Source organism: Streptomyces sp. ICC4 (assembly GCF_003287915.1).
GTDB lineage: Bacteria > Actinomycetota > Actinomycetes > Streptomycetales > Streptomycetaceae > Streptomyces > Streptomyces tritrimontium.
Genome location: NZ_CP030286.1, coordinates 5,461,564 through 5,478,495 on the forward strand (window position 1 = coordinate 5,461,564; position 16,932 = coordinate 5,478,495).

The window sequence follows — 16,932 nt, forward strand, 5'->3', positions numbered from 1 at the left end:
GCTCGGAGGGGGAGCGCCGAACCCGCCGCGCTCATTCGGCGGACTGCGCCGCGCGCGGCGGAATCTCCGGTACCGCGAGGAACGGCAGCCGCAGCGCCCCGAAGGCCTCCTTGGGGACGGCCGGCCGGGCCGGCTCCACCGCGGCCAGGCGGGTGTAGGCCTCTCCCTGCTCCGGGCGCGGGTCGCTCTCGCCGTTGTTCGGCCAGTACGACATCGCCCGCTCGGCCTGCGCCGTGATCGTCAGCGACGGGTTGACCCCGAGGTTCGCGGAGACGGCCGAGCCGTCCACCACCGAGATGCCCGGGTGCCCGTAGAGCCGGTGGTACGGGTCGACCACGCCCTCCTCGGGGGAGGCCCCGATCGGGCAGCCGCCGAGGAAGTGGGCCGTCAGCGGGGTCCCCATCAGCTCGCCGATGTTGCTGCCCGGGAAGCCGTTGATCTCCTCCGCCAGCAGGGTCGCCGCCCGCGTGGCCTCGGCGATCTGCACCGGGTTGGGCGCGCCGTGGCCCTGGCGGGCCGTGAGCAGGCCCTTCCCCACCCCGCCCGGCTTGCGGTAGGTGGTCAGGGAGTTGTCGAGGGACTGCATGACCAGGCCGATGATGGTGCGCTCCGACCAGCGGTGGTTGGACAGCGAGCGCAGCAGCTGCACCGGGTGCCGGGCGGTCCGCCCGAACCAGGCCCGGACCCGGTGCTTCGCGTACGGCACCTGGAGGATCGTCATGAACCCCATCGCGTTCGACCCCTTGCCGTAGCGCACCGGCTCGATGTGCGTGTCGGCGTCGGGGTGCACGGAGGAGGTGATGGCCACGCCCCGGGTGAAGTCGGCCCGCCGGTCGCTTCCGTGCCGCTTGCGGTAGCGGCGGTCATCGGTCTGAGCGCCTACGAGGCCTTCGGAGTTGGTCCGGGTCAGATCGCCGAGCCGGTCCGACAGGCGGGGCAGCTCGCCGAGGTCCTTCATCGTGTGCAGCAGGGTCTGGGTGCCGTACGTGCCGGCCGCGACGACCACGTGGCGGGCGCGCAGCACCTTGGCCTTGCCGCGGCGGCGGCCGTCGGTGGGGACCGTGCGGACGCGGTGGCCGCCCTCGGGGTGCTCGGAGAGGCCGGTGACCGTGGTCATGGGGTGGATGACGGCGCCGGCCCGCTCGGCGAGGTGCAGGTAGTTCTCGTTCAGGGTGTTCTTCGCGCCGTGCCGGCAGCCGGTCATGCACTCCCCGCACTCGGTGCAGGCCTTGCGGGCGGGGCCGGCGCCGCCGAAGTACGGGTCGGCGACCTCGTCCCCGGGCCGGACCTTCGGCTGGCCCTCGGCGTCGTCGCCGTCGCCGAAGAAGACCCCGACCGGGGCCATGTGGAAGGAGTCCTCGACGCCCATCCGCGCGGCGGCGGCCTTCAGGTGGACGTCGGAGGGGGTCATCGTCGGGTTCAGGCGCACCCCCAGCATCCGCTTGGCCTGGTCGTAGTACGGGGCGAGCTCGTCCCGCCAGTCCGTGATGGAGGCCCACTGCCGGTCCTCGAAGAAGGCGGCGGGCGGCACGTAGAGGGTGTTGGCGTAGTTGAGCGAGCCGCCGCCCACCCCCGCGCCGGCGAGGACCATCACATTGCCGAGCAGGTGGATGCGCTGGATCCCGTACAGCCCGACGGCCGGGGCCCACAGGTAGTTGCGCAGGTCCCAGCTGTTCTTCGGCAGGGCCTCGCGGGTGAACCGGCGCCCCGCCTCCAGGACGCCGACCCGGTACCCCTTCTCGGTGAGCCGCAGCGCCGAGACCGACCCCCCGAAGCCCGATCCGATGACGATGACGTCGTAGTCGTATGCGTGGTCGTACGACACTGCGGTGCCTCCCAGACGGAACGAGCCGGCGGACCGACGAACCAGCGGACTGGCGGATTAGCGGATTAGCGGAGTCGGAAGGCCTTCATGACCTTGAGGCTGCGGGTCATGAACGCCGCGTACTTCTCGTCGTCCATGCCGAGCGACGGCGCCATCGGCAGCAGCCGCTGCTGGGCGACGGTCTGGGCCTCGGTGTACTTGAGGATGCCCTCGGACCCGTGCCGGCGGCCCAGCCCGGACTCCTTCATGCCGCCCATGGGCGCCTGGGCGCTGCCGTAGGCGGGCGCGTAGCCCTCGTTGATGTTGACGGTGCCGGTGCGCAGGCGGGCCGAGACGGCGTGGCCGCGGCGGGCGTCCTTGGTCCACACGCTGGAGTTCAGGCCGTAGGAGGTCCCGTTGGCCTCCTCGATGACCTCGTCCTCGTCGGTGAAGCGGTAGATGGAGACGACCGGTCCGAAGGTCTCCTCCCCGCACACCGCCATCGCGGCCTCGACCCCGTCGAGGATGGTCGGCTCGTAGAAGAGCGGGCCGATGTCGGGGCGGGTCACGCCGCCGGTGACGAGGGTGGCGCCCTTGGCGACGGCGTCGTCGACGTGCCGCTGCACGGCCTCCAGCTGGCGCTCGCCGGCCAGGGAGCCCATGTCGGCGCCGTAGGCGAGGGAGGAGCCCAGGCGCATGGCCTTGGTGCGGGCGACGAACCGGGAGACGAACTCGTCCGCGATCGAGGCGTGCACGTACAGCCGCTCTATGGAGATGCACAGCTGGCCCGCGGAGGAGAAGCAGGCGCGGACGGCGCCGGCGGCGGCCTTCTCCACGTCGGCGTCGCGCAGCACGAGCATGGCGTTCTTGCCGCCGAGTTCGAGGGAGGCCCCGATCAGGCGGGCGGCCGCGCCCTGGGCGACCTCGCGGCCGGTGCGGGTGGAGCCGGTGAAGGAGACGTAGTCGGCGTGCCGGACCACCTCGGGGCCGACGACCGGGCCCTCGCCGAGGACGATCTGGAAGACCTCGGCCGGCAGACCCGCCTCGATCATCAGGTCGCGGGCCCACAGGGCGGTGAGCGCGGTCTCGGTGTCGGGCTTCATCACGACGGCGTTGCCGGCGACGAAGGCGGGCAGGGCGTCGCCGATGGACAGTTCGAGGGGGTAGTTCCAGGGGGCGATCTGGCCGACGACCCCGCGCGGCTGGCGCAGCTCGGTGACCTTGGTGAGCGTGGGCATGGCGCCCGTGTGCCCCTTGGCCCGCAGGTACGAGGGCGCCTTGCGGCCGTAGTGGCGGGCGGCGATCGAGACGGCCTGGACCTCTTCGTGGGCGTGCAGGCGGGCCTTGCCGGTCTCCAGCTGGATCAGGTCGAGCACCTCGGCCTGCCGGGAGAGGACCAGGTCGTGGAAGCGCAGCAGTACGGCCGCCCGCGCGCGGACGGGCACGGCGGCCCAGGCGGGCTGCGCGGCGCGGGCCGCGGCGAAGGCCTCGGCCACGTCCTGCGGGGTGGCCTCGGGGAGGTCCGCGAGCTTGTCCCCGGTGAAGGGGCTGTGGTTGGCGGTGCGGCCGGAGCCGGACACGCCGCGGGTCAGCCGGGCGACCAGTTCGGGGGTCACCACGTCGGCGGCGCTCCGGGCGCCTGCCGGGGCCGGGGCGACCGGGTTGGTGGGCTGCGGGGCGCTGCGGAGGGGGGCCGGGGCCTGCGTGTCCGTCATGGCCGTGAGCGTATTCCGCCCGGAGAGCTTTGGGTACCCGCCGGTAACCGGATTTTGCCATTTCCGCCAGTGATCGCTGGCAGGATGGCGGGATACGGCTCAGCCGGCCGCCGGCTGCCAGCCGCTGAGCACGGTGTCGAACTGCGACCGGGTCGTCTCCCAATCCGCCGCCGGACCCGACATGTACACCGCGTACTCGGTGCCGTCCCGCTCGTAGTACATCTGCTCGACGGCCCGCCGGGGCCCGGCGATCACCCCCGCCTTCTCCGTCAGGCTGAACTCCCACAGGGCGGCCTTGACCTGCCCCCGGAAGGTGTTCGGCTGCAGCGTCAGGCGCACGTAGTCGGAGCGCTTGGCCACCTGCTTCTCCAGGTCCAGCATGTGCGCGTACGGGTTCTCGAACTCCGGCTTCTTGTTCACCGCGAGCCGCAGGAAGTGCCTGCCGTCGTCCGGCGTGTAGTCGATCTGCGTCCCGTTCACCCGGCGCGTCCAGCCGTTCGGCACGAAGAGGGTGAAGCCCTCCGGATCGACGACCTTGCGCCAGCCGGCCGGCGCGACCGCTTCCTTCTGCCCCTTGGCGTCCCCGGTCCCGGCCGAGGCGTCGGGCGCACCGGTCGTCTTGTCCGAGCCCTTCGCGCCCTCGGCGCTCGCGTCATCGGTGTACTTCAGGACCCCGAACACCCCGCCGCCGCCGATCAGCGCCGCCACCAGGGCGACGACCGCCGCGCGCCTGACGCGGCCGCGGGCGGGATCGGCGGAGGCCGCCGGCCCGGCCGCCAGGGTCCGGCCCGCGTCCGGCCCGCCGGCCGTGCCGTTCCCCTGCCCGTGTCCCGGCCCGTGCCCGTGTCCCGGCCCGTGCCCGTGTCCCGGCCCGTGCCCGTGTCCCGGCTCCGGCTCCGGCTCCGAGGGCAGCGCGGCCGTGTCCGACGGCTCGTTGCGGGCGGAGGACAGATCACCGAAGCCCAGCGCGCGCGTCGGTACGTACGCGTGCGCCGCCTTCGGCTCCCGGCCCTCCATCGCCTCCAGCAGCATCTGCTCGGCCTCGACGGCCGACGGCCGCTGCGCCGGGTCCTTGCGCAGCAGCGCCGTGATCACCGGGGCCAGCGCGCCCGCGTGGGTCGGCGGGGGCGGCTCGTCGTTCACCACGGCCTGGAGGCTGGAGATGGGCGACGTGCGGCGGAACGGCGAACGGGCCTCGACCGCCGTGTAGAGCGTCGCGCCGAGCGACCACAGGTCGGAGGACGGGTCGGGGGGACCGCCCGTGACCCGCTCGGGGGCGAGATAGTCGATGGAGCCCACGAGTTCGCCCGTGCGCGTGATGGAGGAGTCGCCCTCGATCGCGGCGATGCCGAAGTCCGCGAGCATCACGCGCCCGTCCTTGGCGAGCATCACGTTGCCCGGCTTCACGTCCCGGTGCAGTACGCCGACCGCGTGCGCGGCGCGCAGCGCGCCGAGCACGTGCAGCCCGATCCGGGCCGCCTCGCGGGGCTCGATCCGGCCGGCCGTCTTCGCCGCGTCCGCGAGGGAGGGGCCGTCGATGTACTCCATGACGATCCACGGCCGGTCGTCGTGCTCCAGGACGTCGTGGACGGTGACGACCGCCGGATGCTGGATCCGGGCCGCAGCCCGGGCTTCCTTCTGCGTCCGCGCGTGCATGACGTCGCGGTCGGCCTGGGCGACGTACAGGCCGGCCGTCAGCTCCTTGACGGCGACGGTCCTGTGCAGCAGCTCGTCGTGCGCGCGCCACACCTTGCCCATGCCGCCTCTGCCGATGGACTCCACCAGCCGGTACCGGCCCGCGAGCACCGCACCCGCGCCTGTCTGCTGTTCCACGAATCCCCGCCGCCGCTCTGTGCACTTCCGGCCAGACTACGGATTCCGCGGGCACTGCCGGAACCTCCCGGAGGCCGTTGGGCAGCACTGTGACGCAATTGCCGTACTAAGGGTCCGTCAGCCGCCCGTCTTGTAACTGGCCGTTGCCTGCTCGAAAGCCTCGGTGACCTTGCTTTCCTGGTCGAGCGGGCCGGTGACCAGGACGACGTGGTACGAGCCGCCCAGCGCGACCACGAAGTTGCGCGCCACGACCGAGCGCCCGTTGCCGTCGATCCACGTGTACCGGCCGGTGACGCGGAGCTGGTTGCCGACCTTGGTGGACTTGATGTCGCCGACGCTGGACCAGGTGGAGGACCGGTACGGAGCCAGCTCGGGCTCCTTGTCCTTCTGGTAGGTGGCCGGGTCGGGGTTGCCCTCGACCTTGTCCCGGCCGGGCACGACGGTCAGGGCGAACTCCCCCTCCGTGTAGCGCACCTGGCCGGACTCGTTGATCCCGCGCCGGTTCCAGCCGTTCGGGACGTTGATCTCGAAGTGCTCGGCGTCCTGCTGGGTGGTGTACCCGGCCGGGGCGGGGGCCTTGGTCTGGGCGGCGGGCTTGGACTCGGGCGGGCTGACGGCTGGCTCGTATACACATTTCTGAGCCCAGGAGACAGGAACGGGGTGGGCGAGGAGAAGTCGGGCGGCGGCGTGTCTCCCAGGGCGACGGCTGTCCGGGGGCTCTGGAGGTGCGCTGTCCAGACAGCGGCCGCTCCCGAGGGCAGGCGGGCCCGGGACGCTGTCCGGGTTACAGTCACGCGAAGAGCGGCCGGAGCCACTGACATTGGCTCCGGCCGCTCTGCATCGTGGGCGAGGCCCAGTTAGTCGACGTCGCCGTGCGGTTCGAGCAGGGCGAAGTACGTCGTGCGCTGCTGCTCTGTCAGTTCTCCGTCCAGGGAGAGCGCCGACCGCAGGCCGTGGAGGGTGTCCGCCGCCGGCATGTTCCACGTCGTGTGGGCCTGGCGCTGGATCTCGCCGATTGTGCTGTACGCCTCGCCGGGGAAGCACCGGATGTACCAGTCGAGCATCTTGGCCACCGACGGCGTCAGGTTGAGGTGCCACCACTCCGGGGGCGCCTCGCTGTCCTTGTCTCCTTCGGTGTCGGCGAACATCTCGACGGTCTCCGCGAAGTCGTGCAGTACCGCGGCCCGCACGGTGCGTCCGAGGTGCTCGGTGGGGACGATCTGATCAAGGCCGGCGCCCACCGACCAGGCGAGCTCGCTTGCGATCTGGGCGACGGACTCCTTGTTGCGGTGCCGCAGCACCCACCGCTTGCGCATGTCGGGCCGGTCGAACAGGGCGTGCTGGAAGTCGGCGGTGAACCGGTCACGGACCTCGGCCGCGCCGGGCGAGAGGGCGTCGCGGTCGCCGGCGGACATCGCGGCCCCGACCCCCTCGTAGGACCGCTGGCGGGACTCCACCCAGTCGTCGGCCACCGCGCGGGCCCACTGGTCGCGGCCGCCTACGATCGCCTGCGGACGCGGGACCTCGCTGTTGCCGCGCGAGATGTAGGCCCGCAGCGTCGAGGCGGTGATGCCGCCCAGCTCGGCCATCTCCGGGGCGCCAATCAGCTGCGCTCCGGTCAGTTCGGGGCTGGAGATGTCGACCACGCACTGGTCCAGCGGCAGGGCGCCGCCCTGCTCCTGGCGGCGGGCGGCCCACAGGGCGAGGTGGTCGAGCCAGTTGTCCGGGCGCGTGGCGTCCGGCTCGAAGGTGGCCACCTTGCCGACGTACGCCCGCGTCGGGTTGGCGCGGCCGTCGAGCATGTCGGTCGCGGTGACGGTGACGGCCATGCGGGCCTTGCGCTGCTCGTAGTCCTGCGCGACCGGGTCCCAGACCTGGCCGGGCCGGTACCACGTGGTGCCGTTCCACCAGTAGCCGCCGGCGCGGAACAGCAGCGGCTCGCCGTCCCACTGGGTGTGCAGGCCGGAGGTGTCACCGTCGTGGAGCAGGAGCACGGTCCGGCCGTGTTCGGGGTGGTAGCGCACCGCCCAGCCGAGCGTGTGGTCGAGCGGGTCGGTGGTGAAGGCACGCCAGCCACCGTCGGAGCGGTTCTTGTCGAAGCGGCCCCACATGCCCTCGCCCTTGTTGCGGCCGACGGCCTCGATGGCCTCCGGTCCGTCGTCGAGCGGGATGTGGGAGTCGTCGATGAAGGGCAGGCCCGGCACCGGGTGGTCGGTGCGCAGTCCGTTGGCGAGCGGAAGAACGTGACTCAAGGCTGACTCCTCGTTTCACTGCGAGTGCTGCACGCTTCGTGCATCACTGAACCTGTATCCCTTATACATGCTCGGAAACGCTATTCGTGCAGCCGTTTCCGGCCAAGTTCACCGACAGGCCTCGGCAGGTCGCGTACGAGCTCCTGCGTCAGGCACTCGGGCGCAGCAGCAAGGTCGCGGTCGCCAAGTTCGCGATGCGGGACCGCGAGCGACTCGGCCTCCTTCGAGTCCTGGACAAGGTGATCGTGTTGCACGGCCTGCGGTGGCCAGACGAGATCGGGTCCGCCTCCCAGGTCGACGTCCCAGACGCAGCGGTGTCCGAGGCGGAGGTCGATGCTGCGGTCGCGCTCGCCGAAACGTTGACGGGTGTGGACGTGAGCGAGCTGCGGGACGAGTACCAAGCGGCACTGGAAAAGGTGATCGCGACCAAAGCCGCTGGCTCCCGCCCCGAGGTAGTGGAAGCCCCCCAGCCGGCCTCCGCACAGGTCGTCGACCTCATGGCCATGCTGGAACGTTCCGTCAGCGAGGTGAAGGCCGTGGGCGCCGGTGGCTCGGGCGCCACCGTCCACGACCTTCCCGCGAAGAAGCCCGCGGCCAAGTCGAAGGGCCCAGTCAAGAAGGCTTCGGCCCGAAAGCCCCGTAGCGCCTGAGGATGCGTACGGAGCGAGCGCCGCCCCAGTCGGACTGGCAGGGCAGCACCCAACACGATCGCGCCGCCCTGCCAGTTCGACTGGAAGGGCGGCGCGATGTGAGGCTGGCCGCCTGATTGCCCCGTGATCAGGCCATTCGATCTAGCTGCTGATCCATATCAGGATCCGCTCAGCGAAGTCCTCGCCGAGGACGCGGCAGGCCCCACCGATCAGACCCAGTACGACGGTGCCGAGCAGTGCGCTCAAGGCTCGATGCCTGGAAAAGAAGGCACGGAGGGCCGACCATGACGACTTCCATCGCCATTCTCGGCTCGACGGCAGGGCAAGCCGCCCCGTAGTCTCGGGGTTGGAACTGATGGTTCTCTCCAAACTGTGAGAAGTGCTGGCGTGCTTCTTGACTGCAGTGCAGACCCATCGGACTGCTGTGCGGCCTCCCGTTGGCGCGGGGGGCCGCAGTTTTTTGCCTCCTTACGCGAGACCGATCTTGGACTGCTGCGCGCCGAGAGCCCGTTGGCGCGGTGCCGCTACGGGAACGTGTCAACTCCGTTCTACCTAGCGGCTGCTCTCTTCGCTTCGACGAACCTTACTGACGACTCTCAGTGGGCGGTATCTATAGAAGGATGTCGCGAGACATCGCTGACAGTACGGAGTGAGGGGATTGGCATATGCCAGCGCGTCCGCGGATTCCGAACCCCCAAGACGGCCCTCTTCAGGCGTTCGCGTATGACCTTCGCGAGCTCGGTGTGGGGAAGGTGTCGATCGGCTGGATCGCGGGGCACGAGGAGACGGTTGCCTCCAGAGCCGCTCTCTACGCAGCACTTGCAGGCACCCGGCTGCCGACCGAGTCGACGCTTGCCACCCTGCTCCGTTGGTGGGCTGGCGATCCTTCAGAGGAATCGGGGGCGCATAACCGCTACGCCGATCCTGGCTGGGGGTGGCTGTACCGGCTCCCAGCGGAGCACGACGGGCATCGACTGGCAAAGGAGTGGCGGGTGAGGCATTACCGCGTGGCCAGCGAGGTCTGGGTGAAGAGGAGCCGGACGTCCAAGGCGACCCCCGTGGTCATTAGTCTCCCCGCTGAGCAGCGAAGCTTCATTGCTCAGCTGAAGCACTTGATCGAGATGACTGGGCTGGAAGACGAGATGTGGCTTCTCTTCGGACCAAGGTCTCGGGCTGTGGCGAGGTACCTGTCGGGCCAGACGATTCCTAAGGATGCGTTCTGCTACGACCTGGCCTTCCGCCTCGCTGACTTTCTTCCCGAAGAAATGGACGCCCAGCGAGTCGGTGACCGCCTGATGTGGGCAGCCGGCGACGCGAGGGTAGCGCGGGCGAGGGAGCGCCGCGTTGCCCGCCTGGTCCGCGCTTCCGGGCCGAGGGCGGCACCTGCCGCAGCATCATCTCCTGCCGTTTCATAGGTGGTCCCTCATGCAACATCCATCCCGGCGGGCAGTGATCAGGGAGAACTCTGTTTCATGTGTCGTTTCTTTTGTCTTGCGTTCTGAAACACACACATGAAACGATGGGGTCATGAGCATCGACCCTCACAAGCTGGTGGAAGCGCACGACTGCCCGATGTCCAGCTGCGGAGCTCCGGCGGGTTCGCCCTGCCGCACCACGGTCGGAAAGGTGGCCGTGCAGTACCACACGGCCCGCTTCCGGCTCGTGCCGAGCCTCAAGGCTCAGCTGAACATCCCGACGCCCGCCGTGCGCAAGCCGGGGGCGAAGTGGCAGGAGCTCCCGCGCCCCGCCGCTGCGGCCGCGAGCGATGCGAACGGGCACGTCCGCATCGCGTACGCCCGCGCCTCGACCGCCCGCCAGTCGCTGGACACCCAGCTCGACGCGTTCGCCGATGCCGGGATCACCCGGGTGTTCTCCGAGAAGATCAGCACGCGCGTGAAGGACCGCCCGGAGCTGGAGAAGGCCATCGCCCTCGCGTGCGAGCTGCGTGCCGTCGGCGTCCGCGTCACCCTCGTCATCCACGAGCACAAGCGGCTCGGCCGCGGGCACGACCTGGTGACCCTGGCCGTGCGGCTGCGAGAGCACGACGTGGAGCTGGAGTTCCTGACCGGTGAGCTGCAGGGCTCCCACGACCCACACGGCCCGGTGTTCGCGGTACTGGCCGCCCTGTCCGGTATGGAGCGCGAATACATCCGGGAGAAGACGCTGGACGGCCAGGAGTCTGCCCGCCGGCGTGGCAAGACGATCGGCGGCGCACGGGTGTCCGACCCCACGATGCTCGCCATGGCCCTGCACCTGCGAGACACCGAGACGCTGAGCCTGCGCGAAATGGCCCCCCGGCTCGTCATCACCACGGGCAAGAAGAAGGGGCAGCACCCCAGCCCGGCCACCGTCCTGCGAATGCTCCGGGACCACGACGAGCAGGTGGCCGCCAGCGCTGAGCCGGAGGCGCAACCGTGAGGCGCCTCGTACTCCTGCTCTCGGAGGCGGTCTCTCCCGGGTACCGCTGCGTATAGCAGGACCGCGACGCCCGTCGAAGGGTTCAGATGCGCTTGTAGCTCCGGTTGGAGACGACGTCGCCGACCGCGAAGACGGCGATCAGGCCGTTGTCGATGAAGGTGCGCGTGATGCGGGTGCTGAGGGTGTCGAGCTTCTGCACCTGGACGAGCTTGTCGCCGTCACGGGTGATGGTGGTGTTCGCCTTCCGGCCGTCGTCGGTCTCCTCGACGAACTCCTCGCCAATCTTGAAGGCGAGGTCGATGGTCTTGAAGGTGGTGACGGTCTTCATGCGGTAGTTGTCGCCGTCCTCGGTGATGGTCACGGTGGGCTTTGAGGAGGCAGCGAGCTTGCGGGTAGCCATGCCCACCCCGGTGGCCTTGAGGTAGTCCTCATAGTTGTCGCTGCTGGTCATCTCGTAGGTACCGGCGATGCCCATGAGGGCCTCCTGGGAGTCGAAGCGCCCTTGGGCGCACATCAGTTGCCGGCCGGGTACTCCCGGAACGGTGTGGCCATGCTCGCACCGGGAGTTCGACAGCGGGCAAGATCACCGGTACTCGCCCACTGGCTGGCGCTCATCGCCAAGTCGCTACTGGCCGGTCACCCGCAGATTGGGAAAGGGCCCCCACCACGGAGGTCGCGGCGCGGCGACGGAGGAGGAGTTGGCCTTCTCGCACCGCTCAGCTTCCCGGAGCGGGGCACACCGCCCGCAGGTCAGAACCCGGCAGACGCCGGGCGGCGTGTTTGCGGACAAACGGTTGAGGCCGGCCCGGTAGCGGCCGGTGTAGCAGTCGTTGTCGGGACGTGACTGAGGCAGAACGGCGAGTGCCTGCCGCATGGTCGTCTTGACTCGGGCGAGCCCGTCAGGAGCCGTTGGGTCACCGATCAGCTGTGCTGCCTCTTCCAGGAGCGCGCGTCCTCGCACGTACCCCGGCAACTCGTTCAGCGGCACGACGACGCCGCGCTGGCGGTCGGCTTCCACCTCGGCTGCCTTCCACGCCTGGAAGGCAGCCTCCTCGTAGATCCGCATGGTGCTGTCTGGCCTCCGAGTCGGCGAGGACGTCGTCCAAGTAGCAGCTGTACGGGTCCTTCGATACACCGGGCAGACCAACGACCGCGGGGGCCCTGGCCGGTCAGGTCACTCGGACGGCCGCATCTCTGCCCAAGAGAGGGCGGTGGGGGCGGCAGAGAGTCGGAGATAGTGGGGACCGTGACTGAACGCCTTGATCTCGACCCGTCCGACGGCCCGTGGCTCTACACCCTGGTCCAGCGGATCCATGCCGCCCGTGGGGCCGGCGACGAGGATGAGGCAGCGCGGCTCCTGGCGTACGGGCGAGCGGAGGGCGGCGAAACGCTGACTCGGCTCACCGACCAGATGCTCGACGCCGTTGAGCAGCGGGACACGGCGCACCGCCGCGGCAAGACAATGGAACCGCTCTCCGTCAGCGCCGCCCCGGACGGCGCCCTCATCTGTGACTTCTGCGCGGGGGTCGGTCCCGTCGTCTACTACGAGGTCACCGAGTTCGGCCTCGGCGGCGCGGGCGGTACCTGGCTCTCCGGTGACCGCTTCTACGCCTGTCCGCAGTGCCGCGCGCTCGTCGACGCCGACGACTGGAAGGGGCTGCGTGAGTGGATCGGTCCCAAGCAGCTCACTCAGGCCACCCGGATGATCCTCATGGGCTTCCGCCAGCACCGTCAGGGCGAGGCGGTCGAGTTCGAGCCCGGCACCAATCCCGAAGCCGGCCGGTAGCGCCTCCCCCCTCAGCTCCGGCCTGGCGCGGCACGATGACGGGCCCTCATTAGACCTGTTGGGGGCAACAGGTCTTACAAGGGCCCGTCTGTGGTTTCGTGACCTGGGCTGCTGGTGGACTATCGGGCTTCGGGTACGGCGACGGGGTTGTCGCCGAGGTAGCCCAGGCGCTCGTCGACGGCCGCCTCGGCCTCCCGCTGGCGGCTTACGTGGGCCTTGTCGGCGGGCCATCCCTTGGCCGTCTTGCACTGCTGGCCGTCGGCAGCCCCGCACTTCTCGCACGGCAGCCGGAGCACCTCGACGGCCACCGCGGCGTCCCGCTCGCGACGGCGCCGGGCGGCGGCCGCCTTGCTCTCCCAGCCGATGCCGATCCCGGTCATCGCCTCCGGGTACGTGGTCGTCTCCCGGCCGCCGGCGGAGGCGAGCCTGCCGTCCTGCGCGAGCCGGACCAGCTGCCACACGGTCGGGATGATCGCGGGGCCGCCGTAGTCCTGGCGGTCCGTCCCGCGCGCTGCCACTCCCCACGGGTCACCACCGGGGAAGGCGAGCGCGAGCGGTACGTCACCGGCGACGATCCGGGAGAGGAAGCCCATCCGCTCCCCGGTCTCCCGCACGGTCGAGGCACTGGAGCGCAGGGACTCGATGACGTCCGCGAGCTCCACCGGGGTGTCCGGAACCTCAGCGGCCCGGGCCAGCTGCCGGAGCCTGAGGTCGATCGCCGACAGCTCCGTGGCCAGCTCGTCCAGGGTGATCTGCTTGCCCGCCATCAGGTCGGCGGTGTCCGTCTCGGCGGCGGACTCGTGGTTGTCGGTACGCATGGTCAGCTCCATGTGGTCGGAGGCGGGTCGAGCAGGGTGACGTCGCGGCCGTTGAGGGCGCCCCAGAGACGGGCGGCGACGACGTGCGACATGGCGAGGTTGGCGCTGCTGCCGTCGGCCAAGACGACCTCAACGACCATGGCCTTGCTGCCGTCGGTGAGGTCGGTCGCCGCCCAGGCCCGCAGGACGTCGGCGACGTGGATGAGGGGATCGGTACTGCTGCTCATGGAGTTCGGCTTTCTGCTCGGACAGGGCGTCGTGGGCAGGGACCGGTGGGTGCTGGTGGCCTTCGCCGGCCCCCAGACCCCCGCTCCCCCGGCACTCCCCGGCGCGAAGCGGCATCGTCGTGGCGGAGGTCCGTACGCGCCGGGGAGCACCGGGGCCTGTACGCCCCGGCTGAGGGCGGGTTTCAGATTTGGGCCCTCGACCGAGGCACGTTCAGACGTCCGGGTCGGTGCAGCCGGTGTCCAGCTGCAGGTAGGTCCGGCCGCCGTCGTACGGGCGGCCGGTGGTGCACCGGAAGCTGGTCTCCAGGACGTCCAGCACGGCGCGGGTGGTGGCCTCGTCGGCCATGATCCGGATGTCCGCAATCCCGGGCAGGTGAAGGCGCTCGGGCCGTTGGCGGCGGGCGCGCCCGGGCATCAGTGGAACTCCACGCGTGCGACGACGGCCAGGAGCTCGCCCGCGTCGCCCGCGTCCTTCAAGGCGCCGGGATCCTCGGGCTTCTGCACGGGGCCGGCGACCAGGACGTGCTGGGCGCGGTCGAGGAGGTCCCACCAGTTCGCCGGCAGGCTGACGGTCTCGGCGGCTCGCCACAGCTCGTGGTCGTTCTCGCCGTCCGGGCCGACGTGGACGAGGCCGCGCAGGGACCGGTCGGAGATCCGGGCGCGCACCCGCCAGTTCGGGTCCATGTCCGGCATCCCGTGCAGGCCCCAGTGCTCCCAGTCGGTGCGGGCCTCCAGGTCCTCGATCCCGGCGTCCTCGGTCTCCGGGTACAGCACGAGCATCGGCATCGGCTGCCCGTCCGGCGTGTTCGTCTTCACCAGTGTCACGCCGTAGTTCGGGGACAGGTGGTAGAGGTCGATGCCGTCGGGGGCAGTGAGCTCGTCCAGGGTGATGACCTGCACCCCGGCGTTGCGGAAGGCGTCCATGGGGTCGGCCGGCCGCTGGCGCGGCGGCGCGTCGCGGACCACCTTGATCATGTCGGCGATCTCGTCCGGGTTGGCCCCGCCCGCCGCCCAGTGGTCGAGGGTGTCCTCCAGGAGGTCGGAGGCGGACGCGTCGTCCATCGCCTCCACGGCGGCCAGCGCTTCGGCGGCCGCGGCCGGGTCCGTCTTCCCGGCCCGGGCGAGCGGCGCCCACGCCTGGGTGGTGGCGGAGGCGACGAACCCCGGGGAGGGCAGCGTGCCGTAGACCGCCGCGGCGAGCGCGACGAGGGTCGGCCGCTGCTCGGTGCGGAGCTTCCGGGCCAGCGTCCGCTGACAGGGCAGGCAGCGGCCCCGGCAGGCGGCGACGAGACGGGCGGCGAGTTCGGTGTCGAGTTCCCGCCCGGCGTGGTGCGGGAGGCCTTCGAGGATCGCCATGTCCGGCAGCGGCTCGTGCTGATGGAGGGTGTTGGCGGCCGCCGACGCGTGGGCGGCTCCGCTACGGCGCGATCGGTTCTTCGCGCGCTGCTTCTTGCCGTGCGACTTGACCACGGGAGTTCTCCTCGATGGCGTGCAGCGGTTACCCATGACCCGATGCACGCGCGAGATGGACTCGACTGCGGGCACACGGAAGTTGTTCGTGACGAACGTGGTGGTGCTCTCCGCACTGATGCTCTGGAACCCGTGAGGGTTCTGGCACCTCCGCCTCAGATAGCTCCCAGTCATGGGCTGAGGCTTGGCTTGGGCCCGTGCGAGGGGCCGTGCACAGCACGATATCGGCCCCGGCCGACGCCGAGGCCAGAACGCACGAAGGGCCGCTCGGACGAGGGACAGCGAGACGGAGCCGCAAAGGGGAGGGGTCGGGTGCCGGCGACAAGGCGTGGCCGATGATTGCGCGATGAACGACGAGAACGACGAGACGAGCACGAAGGATCAGGCCACGCCCGCAGGGGAGGACACCAGCGGACGCCTGACGATCGGAGAGCTCGTCGGGCTGTCAGGCGTCCGCCTTCCTGCCCTGGACAGCCTGATGGACCAAGTGAGGGCGGCCCTGAGGGAGGCCGTTCCCCTTGAGAACCGCATGGCGGGCATCTTGAAGGAGCTGCCGCCCTGGTCCGGCCTGGGTGAATCCCTCGACCGGATGGCCCGGGAGATGGAAAGGGCGCTCCCCAGCAACTGGTCGGGACTGGCCGGCCGCTATGAGGAGATGGTCCCCGTCATGAGAGACGAGGGCATACCCCTGGCGTGGGTCCCGCCCGCCCCGGTCGTCCGGGAACTCCTCGACGCTCCGGACGCACCGGCACGGCGGACTGTTCTGGAGAAGCACCAGGCGACGGTGTGGGCCGCGTGCCGGGATGCCCTGGACGAGGTCGAACGCCCTGAGCTCACCGAGCAGGCGACGTTGCTGCGTGACTGCGTGGACATGGCCGAGGCCGGACACACCAGCGGCGCGCAGGCCCTGGCTGCAGCGGTGTGGGACACGACCGTCCGCGGGTTCGTGCGGGCCACGCCCTCGTTGCAGACCAGCAGGGGCCGCTTCGCATACAGGGAGCTGCTTGAGGGGCTGCCGAAGGCAGAAGAACAGGAGATGGTCCGCAAGATCAGGGTGGCCTCTCTCTTCGCTCCGTTCGAGAGGGCCTGCCAGCGTTTCGACGAGAACACTCCGGTCCCGGCCTCGTTCAGCCGTCACGCCACCACCCACGCCACCGGGCGGACGCAGTACACCCCGCTCAACACGATCGTCGCGGTGATGTTGGCGGTCAGTCTCCTGCGAGGGCTGGAGGCCGATCCCTTCGAGGTCTCCATCCACGCCTAGGACACCGATTCGCCGGCCCCGAGGACGGGAACGGGCGCCGGGCCGTCGTGCAGGGCCAGGGTGGCGGCCAGGCGCTCGGCGAGCGAGGCCATGTCCGAGGCGGAGGAACGGGTGGGGACTCCGACGGCGTGCTGGGCCTGGTACTCGTCAAGCTGCTGCTCGAAGGACTTGGAGTTGGGGCCGTAGTGCTCCGGGTACGTCCGGGCGAGCCACCAGGCCAGCGCCCGCCACTGGGCGCGCACGTAGCGGGTGTACCGCTGGGTGACCTCCTGCCCGAGCTCGGGGTCGAAATACGTTCGTACCTGTTCCTCGACCACGATCCGGCCCATGCCCGCGTCCATGATTCCCTTCACCGCCTGCAAAGCCATCCGGGCCCGGGCCTGGGTCGCCCGCATGTACAGGTCCACGTACGGGTCGTCGGCGGGCACGGCAGGCTCCCCCTCCTCCCGGGCCTCAGCGGCGTCACGGCCGCGGGACATCCAGCGGGAGAGGGTGCCCCGGGCGATCCCAACGGCGGACGCCGCGTCGCCGATGGAGACGCCGACGCCCAACACCCGGGCGATGGTGTCGATCCGGTCGGGGGTCAGCATGCTTGGCCGGCCGCTGCGGCGAGGGGTGCGTCGTGTGCTGATGGCTGCGGACGGGCGGTGAGGGATACGTCGGGGGCTCATGACGGCGGACCGTACGGATCGTGG

Annotated in this window: 17 protein-coding genes; 5 read left to right on the forward strand and 12 right to left on the reverse strand. The window is 70.6% G+C overall.

The annotated features are described in order from the left end of the window. Window positions 1–31: 31 nt before the first annotated feature. The 5 genes from DRB89_RS25500 to DRB89_RS46045 form a co-directional block, all read right to left on the reverse strand. Window positions 32–1,825 carry a GMC family oxidoreductase gene (locus DRB89_RS25500; protein ID WP_204357808.1) on the reverse strand — a complete coding sequence of 598 codons (1,794 nt, stop codon included), beginning with the start codon at window positions 1,823–1,825 and terminating at the stop codon, window positions 32–34. A 65-nt stretch (window positions 1,826–1,890) separates the two neighbouring features. Next, window positions 1,891–3,519, reverse strand: coding sequence for a succinic semialdehyde dehydrogenase (locus DRB89_RS25505; RefSeq protein WP_112463424.1), 1,629 nt, complete (start codon window positions 3,517–3,519; stop codon window positions 1,891–1,893). 99 nt (window positions 3,520–3,618) lie between these two features. Beyond that, window positions 3,619–5,352, reverse strand: a complete 1,734-nt coding sequence (locus tag DRB89_RS25510) for a serine/threonine-protein kinase (protein ID WP_112450345.1) — start codon at window positions 5,350–5,352, stop codon at window positions 3,619–3,621. Window positions 5,353–5,469: 117 nt separating this feature from the next. Next, entirely contained in the window at window positions 5,470–5,826 is a 357-nt protein-coding gene (locus DRB89_RS25515) for a hypothetical protein (protein ID WP_112463425.1), read from the reverse strand. A 383-nt stretch (window positions 5,827–6,209) separates the two neighbouring features. Next, window positions 6,210–7,604 carry a hypothetical protein gene (locus tag DRB89_RS46045; protein WP_112448178.1) on the reverse strand — a complete coding sequence of 465 codons (1,395 nt, stop codon included), beginning with the start codon at window positions 7,602–7,604 and terminating at the stop codon, window positions 6,210–6,212. An 86-nt stretch (window positions 7,605–7,690) separates the two neighbouring features. Here DRB89_RS46045 and DRB89_RS25525 point away from each other — a divergent pair, with 86 nt between their 5' ends. From DRB89_RS25525 to DRB89_RS25535, 3 genes are all read left to right on the forward strand, one after another. Next, window positions 7,691–8,254, forward strand: coding sequence for a Ku protein (locus DRB89_RS25525; protein ID WP_239516335.1), 564 nt, complete (start codon window positions 7,691–7,693; stop codon window positions 8,252–8,254). Window positions 8,255–8,919: 665 nt separating this feature from the next. Then, window positions 8,920–9,669 (forward strand): hypothetical protein, encoded by a 750-nt coding sequence (locus tag DRB89_RS43135; protein ID WP_162688717.1) that lies wholly within the window; start codon window positions 8,920–8,922, stop codon window positions 9,667–9,669. Between the two features lie 112 nt (window positions 9,670–9,781). Further along, the gene (locus DRB89_RS25535; protein WP_204357685.1) at window positions 9,782–10,672 is read left to right on the forward strand and encodes a recombinase family protein; all 891 of its coding nucleotides are present in this window, start codon (window positions 9,782–9,784) and stop codon (window positions 10,670–10,672) included. A gap of 82 nt (window positions 10,673–10,754) precedes the next feature. On the opposite strand, the gene DRB89_RS25540 is transcribed toward DRB89_RS25535, so the two are convergent. Both DRB89_RS25540 and DRB89_RS43140 read right to left on the reverse strand, forming a co-directional pair. Continuing rightward, window positions 10,755–11,147, reverse strand: coding sequence for a lipocalin/fatty-acid binding family protein (locus tag DRB89_RS25540; protein ID WP_162688718.1), 393 nt, complete (start codon window positions 11,145–11,147; stop codon window positions 10,755–10,757). A 150-nt stretch (window positions 11,148–11,297) separates the two neighbouring features. Further along, window positions 11,298–11,738: a hypothetical protein gene (locus DRB89_RS43140; protein ID WP_162688719.1), complete on the reverse strand. Its 441-nt coding sequence runs from the start codon at window positions 11,736–11,738 to the stop codon at window positions 11,298–11,300. A 180-nt stretch (window positions 11,739–11,918) separates the two neighbouring features. Here DRB89_RS43140 and DRB89_RS25545 point away from each other — a divergent pair, with 180 nt between their 5' ends. Then, on the forward strand, window positions 11,919–12,458 hold the full coding sequence (locus DRB89_RS25545; RefSeq protein ID WP_162688720.1) for a hypothetical protein: 540 nt from the start codon (window positions 11,919–11,921) through the stop codon (window positions 12,456–12,458). Between the two features lie 119 nt (window positions 12,459–12,577). Here the strand turns inward: DRB89_RS25545 and DRB89_RS25550 are convergent, their stop codons facing one another. The 4 genes from DRB89_RS25550 to DRB89_RS25565 all read right to left on the reverse strand — a co-directional run bounded on the left by DRB89_RS25550 (window position 12,578) and on the right by DRB89_RS25565 (window position 14,973). After that, the gene (locus tag DRB89_RS25550) at window positions 12,578–13,276 is read right to left on the reverse strand and encodes a hypothetical protein (protein WP_239516336.1); all 699 of its coding nucleotides are present in this window, start codon (window positions 13,274–13,276) and stop codon (window positions 12,578–12,580) included. Window positions 13,277–13,278: 2 nt separating this feature from the next. Continuing rightward, complete coding sequence (locus DRB89_RS25555; protein WP_112448172.1) at window positions 13,279–13,503, reverse strand: hypothetical protein; 225 nt, start codon at window positions 13,501–13,503, stop codon at window positions 13,279–13,281. A gap of 211 nt (window positions 13,504–13,714) precedes the next feature. After that, entirely contained in the window at window positions 13,715–13,918 is a 204-nt protein-coding gene (locus DRB89_RS25560; RefSeq protein ID WP_112448171.1) for a hypothetical protein, read from the reverse strand. Next, window positions 13,918–14,973, reverse strand: a complete 1,056-nt coding sequence (locus DRB89_RS25565; RefSeq protein ID WP_239516337.1) for a hypothetical protein — start codon at window positions 14,971–14,973, stop codon at window positions 13,918–13,920. The genes DRB89_RS25560 and DRB89_RS25565 overlap by 1 nt, the downstream gene beginning before the upstream one ends. Before the next feature lie 346 nt (window positions 14,974–15,319). Here DRB89_RS25565 and DRB89_RS25570 point away from each other — a divergent pair, with 346 nt between their 5' ends. Further along, a complete protein-coding gene (locus tag DRB89_RS25570; protein WP_112448170.1) occupies window positions 15,320–16,237 on the forward strand; it encodes a hypothetical protein in 918 nt (305 codons plus the stop codon). Here the strand turns inward: DRB89_RS25570 and DRB89_RS25575 are convergent. Then, a complete protein-coding gene (locus DRB89_RS25575) occupies window positions 16,234–16,827 on the reverse strand; it encodes a hypothetical protein (protein WP_112448169.1) in 594 nt (197 codons plus the stop codon). The two genes, DRB89_RS25570 and DRB89_RS25575, sit on opposite strands and share 4 nt — an antisense overlap. Window positions 16,828–16,932 lie beyond the last annotated feature (105 nt).

What these genes read in the sequence shown, in the direction of transcription:
- DRB89_RS25505 (WP_112463424.1), bottom strand. Translation starts at nt 3,519, where the DNA reads ATGACGGACACGCAGGCCCCGGCCCCCCTCCGCAGCGCCCCGCAGCCC.
- DRB89_RS43135 (WP_162688717.1), top strand. Translation starts at nt 8,920, where the DNA reads ATGCCAGCGCGTCCGCGGATTCCGAACCCCCAAGACGGCCCTCTTCAG.
- DRB89_RS25535 (WP_204357685.1), top strand. Translation starts at nt 9,782, where the DNA reads ATGAGCATCGACCCTCACAAGCTGGTGGAAGCGCACGACTGCCCGATG.
- DRB89_RS25540 (WP_162688718.1), bottom strand. Translation starts at nt 11,147, where the DNA reads ATGGGCATCGCCGGTACCTACGAGATGACCAGCAGCGACAACTATGAG.
- DRB89_RS43140 (WP_162688719.1), bottom strand. Translation starts at nt 11,738, where the DNA reads ATGCGGATCTACGAGGAGGCTGCCTTCCAGGCGTGGAAGGCAGCCGAG.
- DRB89_RS25550 (WP_239516336.1), bottom strand. Translation starts at nt 13,276, where the DNA reads ATGCGTACCGACAACCACGAGTCCGCCGCCGAGACGGACACCGCCGAC.
- DRB89_RS25555 (WP_112448172.1), bottom strand. Translation starts at nt 13,503, where the DNA reads ATGAGCAGCAGTACCGATCCCCTCATCCACGTCGCCGACGTCCTGCGG.
- DRB89_RS25560 (WP_112448171.1), bottom strand. Translation starts at nt 13,918, where the DNA reads ATGCCCGGGCGCGCCCGCCGCCAACGGCCCGAGCGCCTTCACCTGCCC.
- DRB89_RS25570 (WP_112448170.1), top strand. Translation starts at nt 15,320, where the DNA reads ATGAACGACGAGAACGACGAGACGAGCACGAAGGATCAGGCCACGCCC.
- DRB89_RS25575 (WP_112448169.1), bottom strand. Translation starts at nt 16,827, where the DNA reads ATGCTGACCCCCGACCGGATCGACACCATCGCCCGGGTGTTGGGCGTC.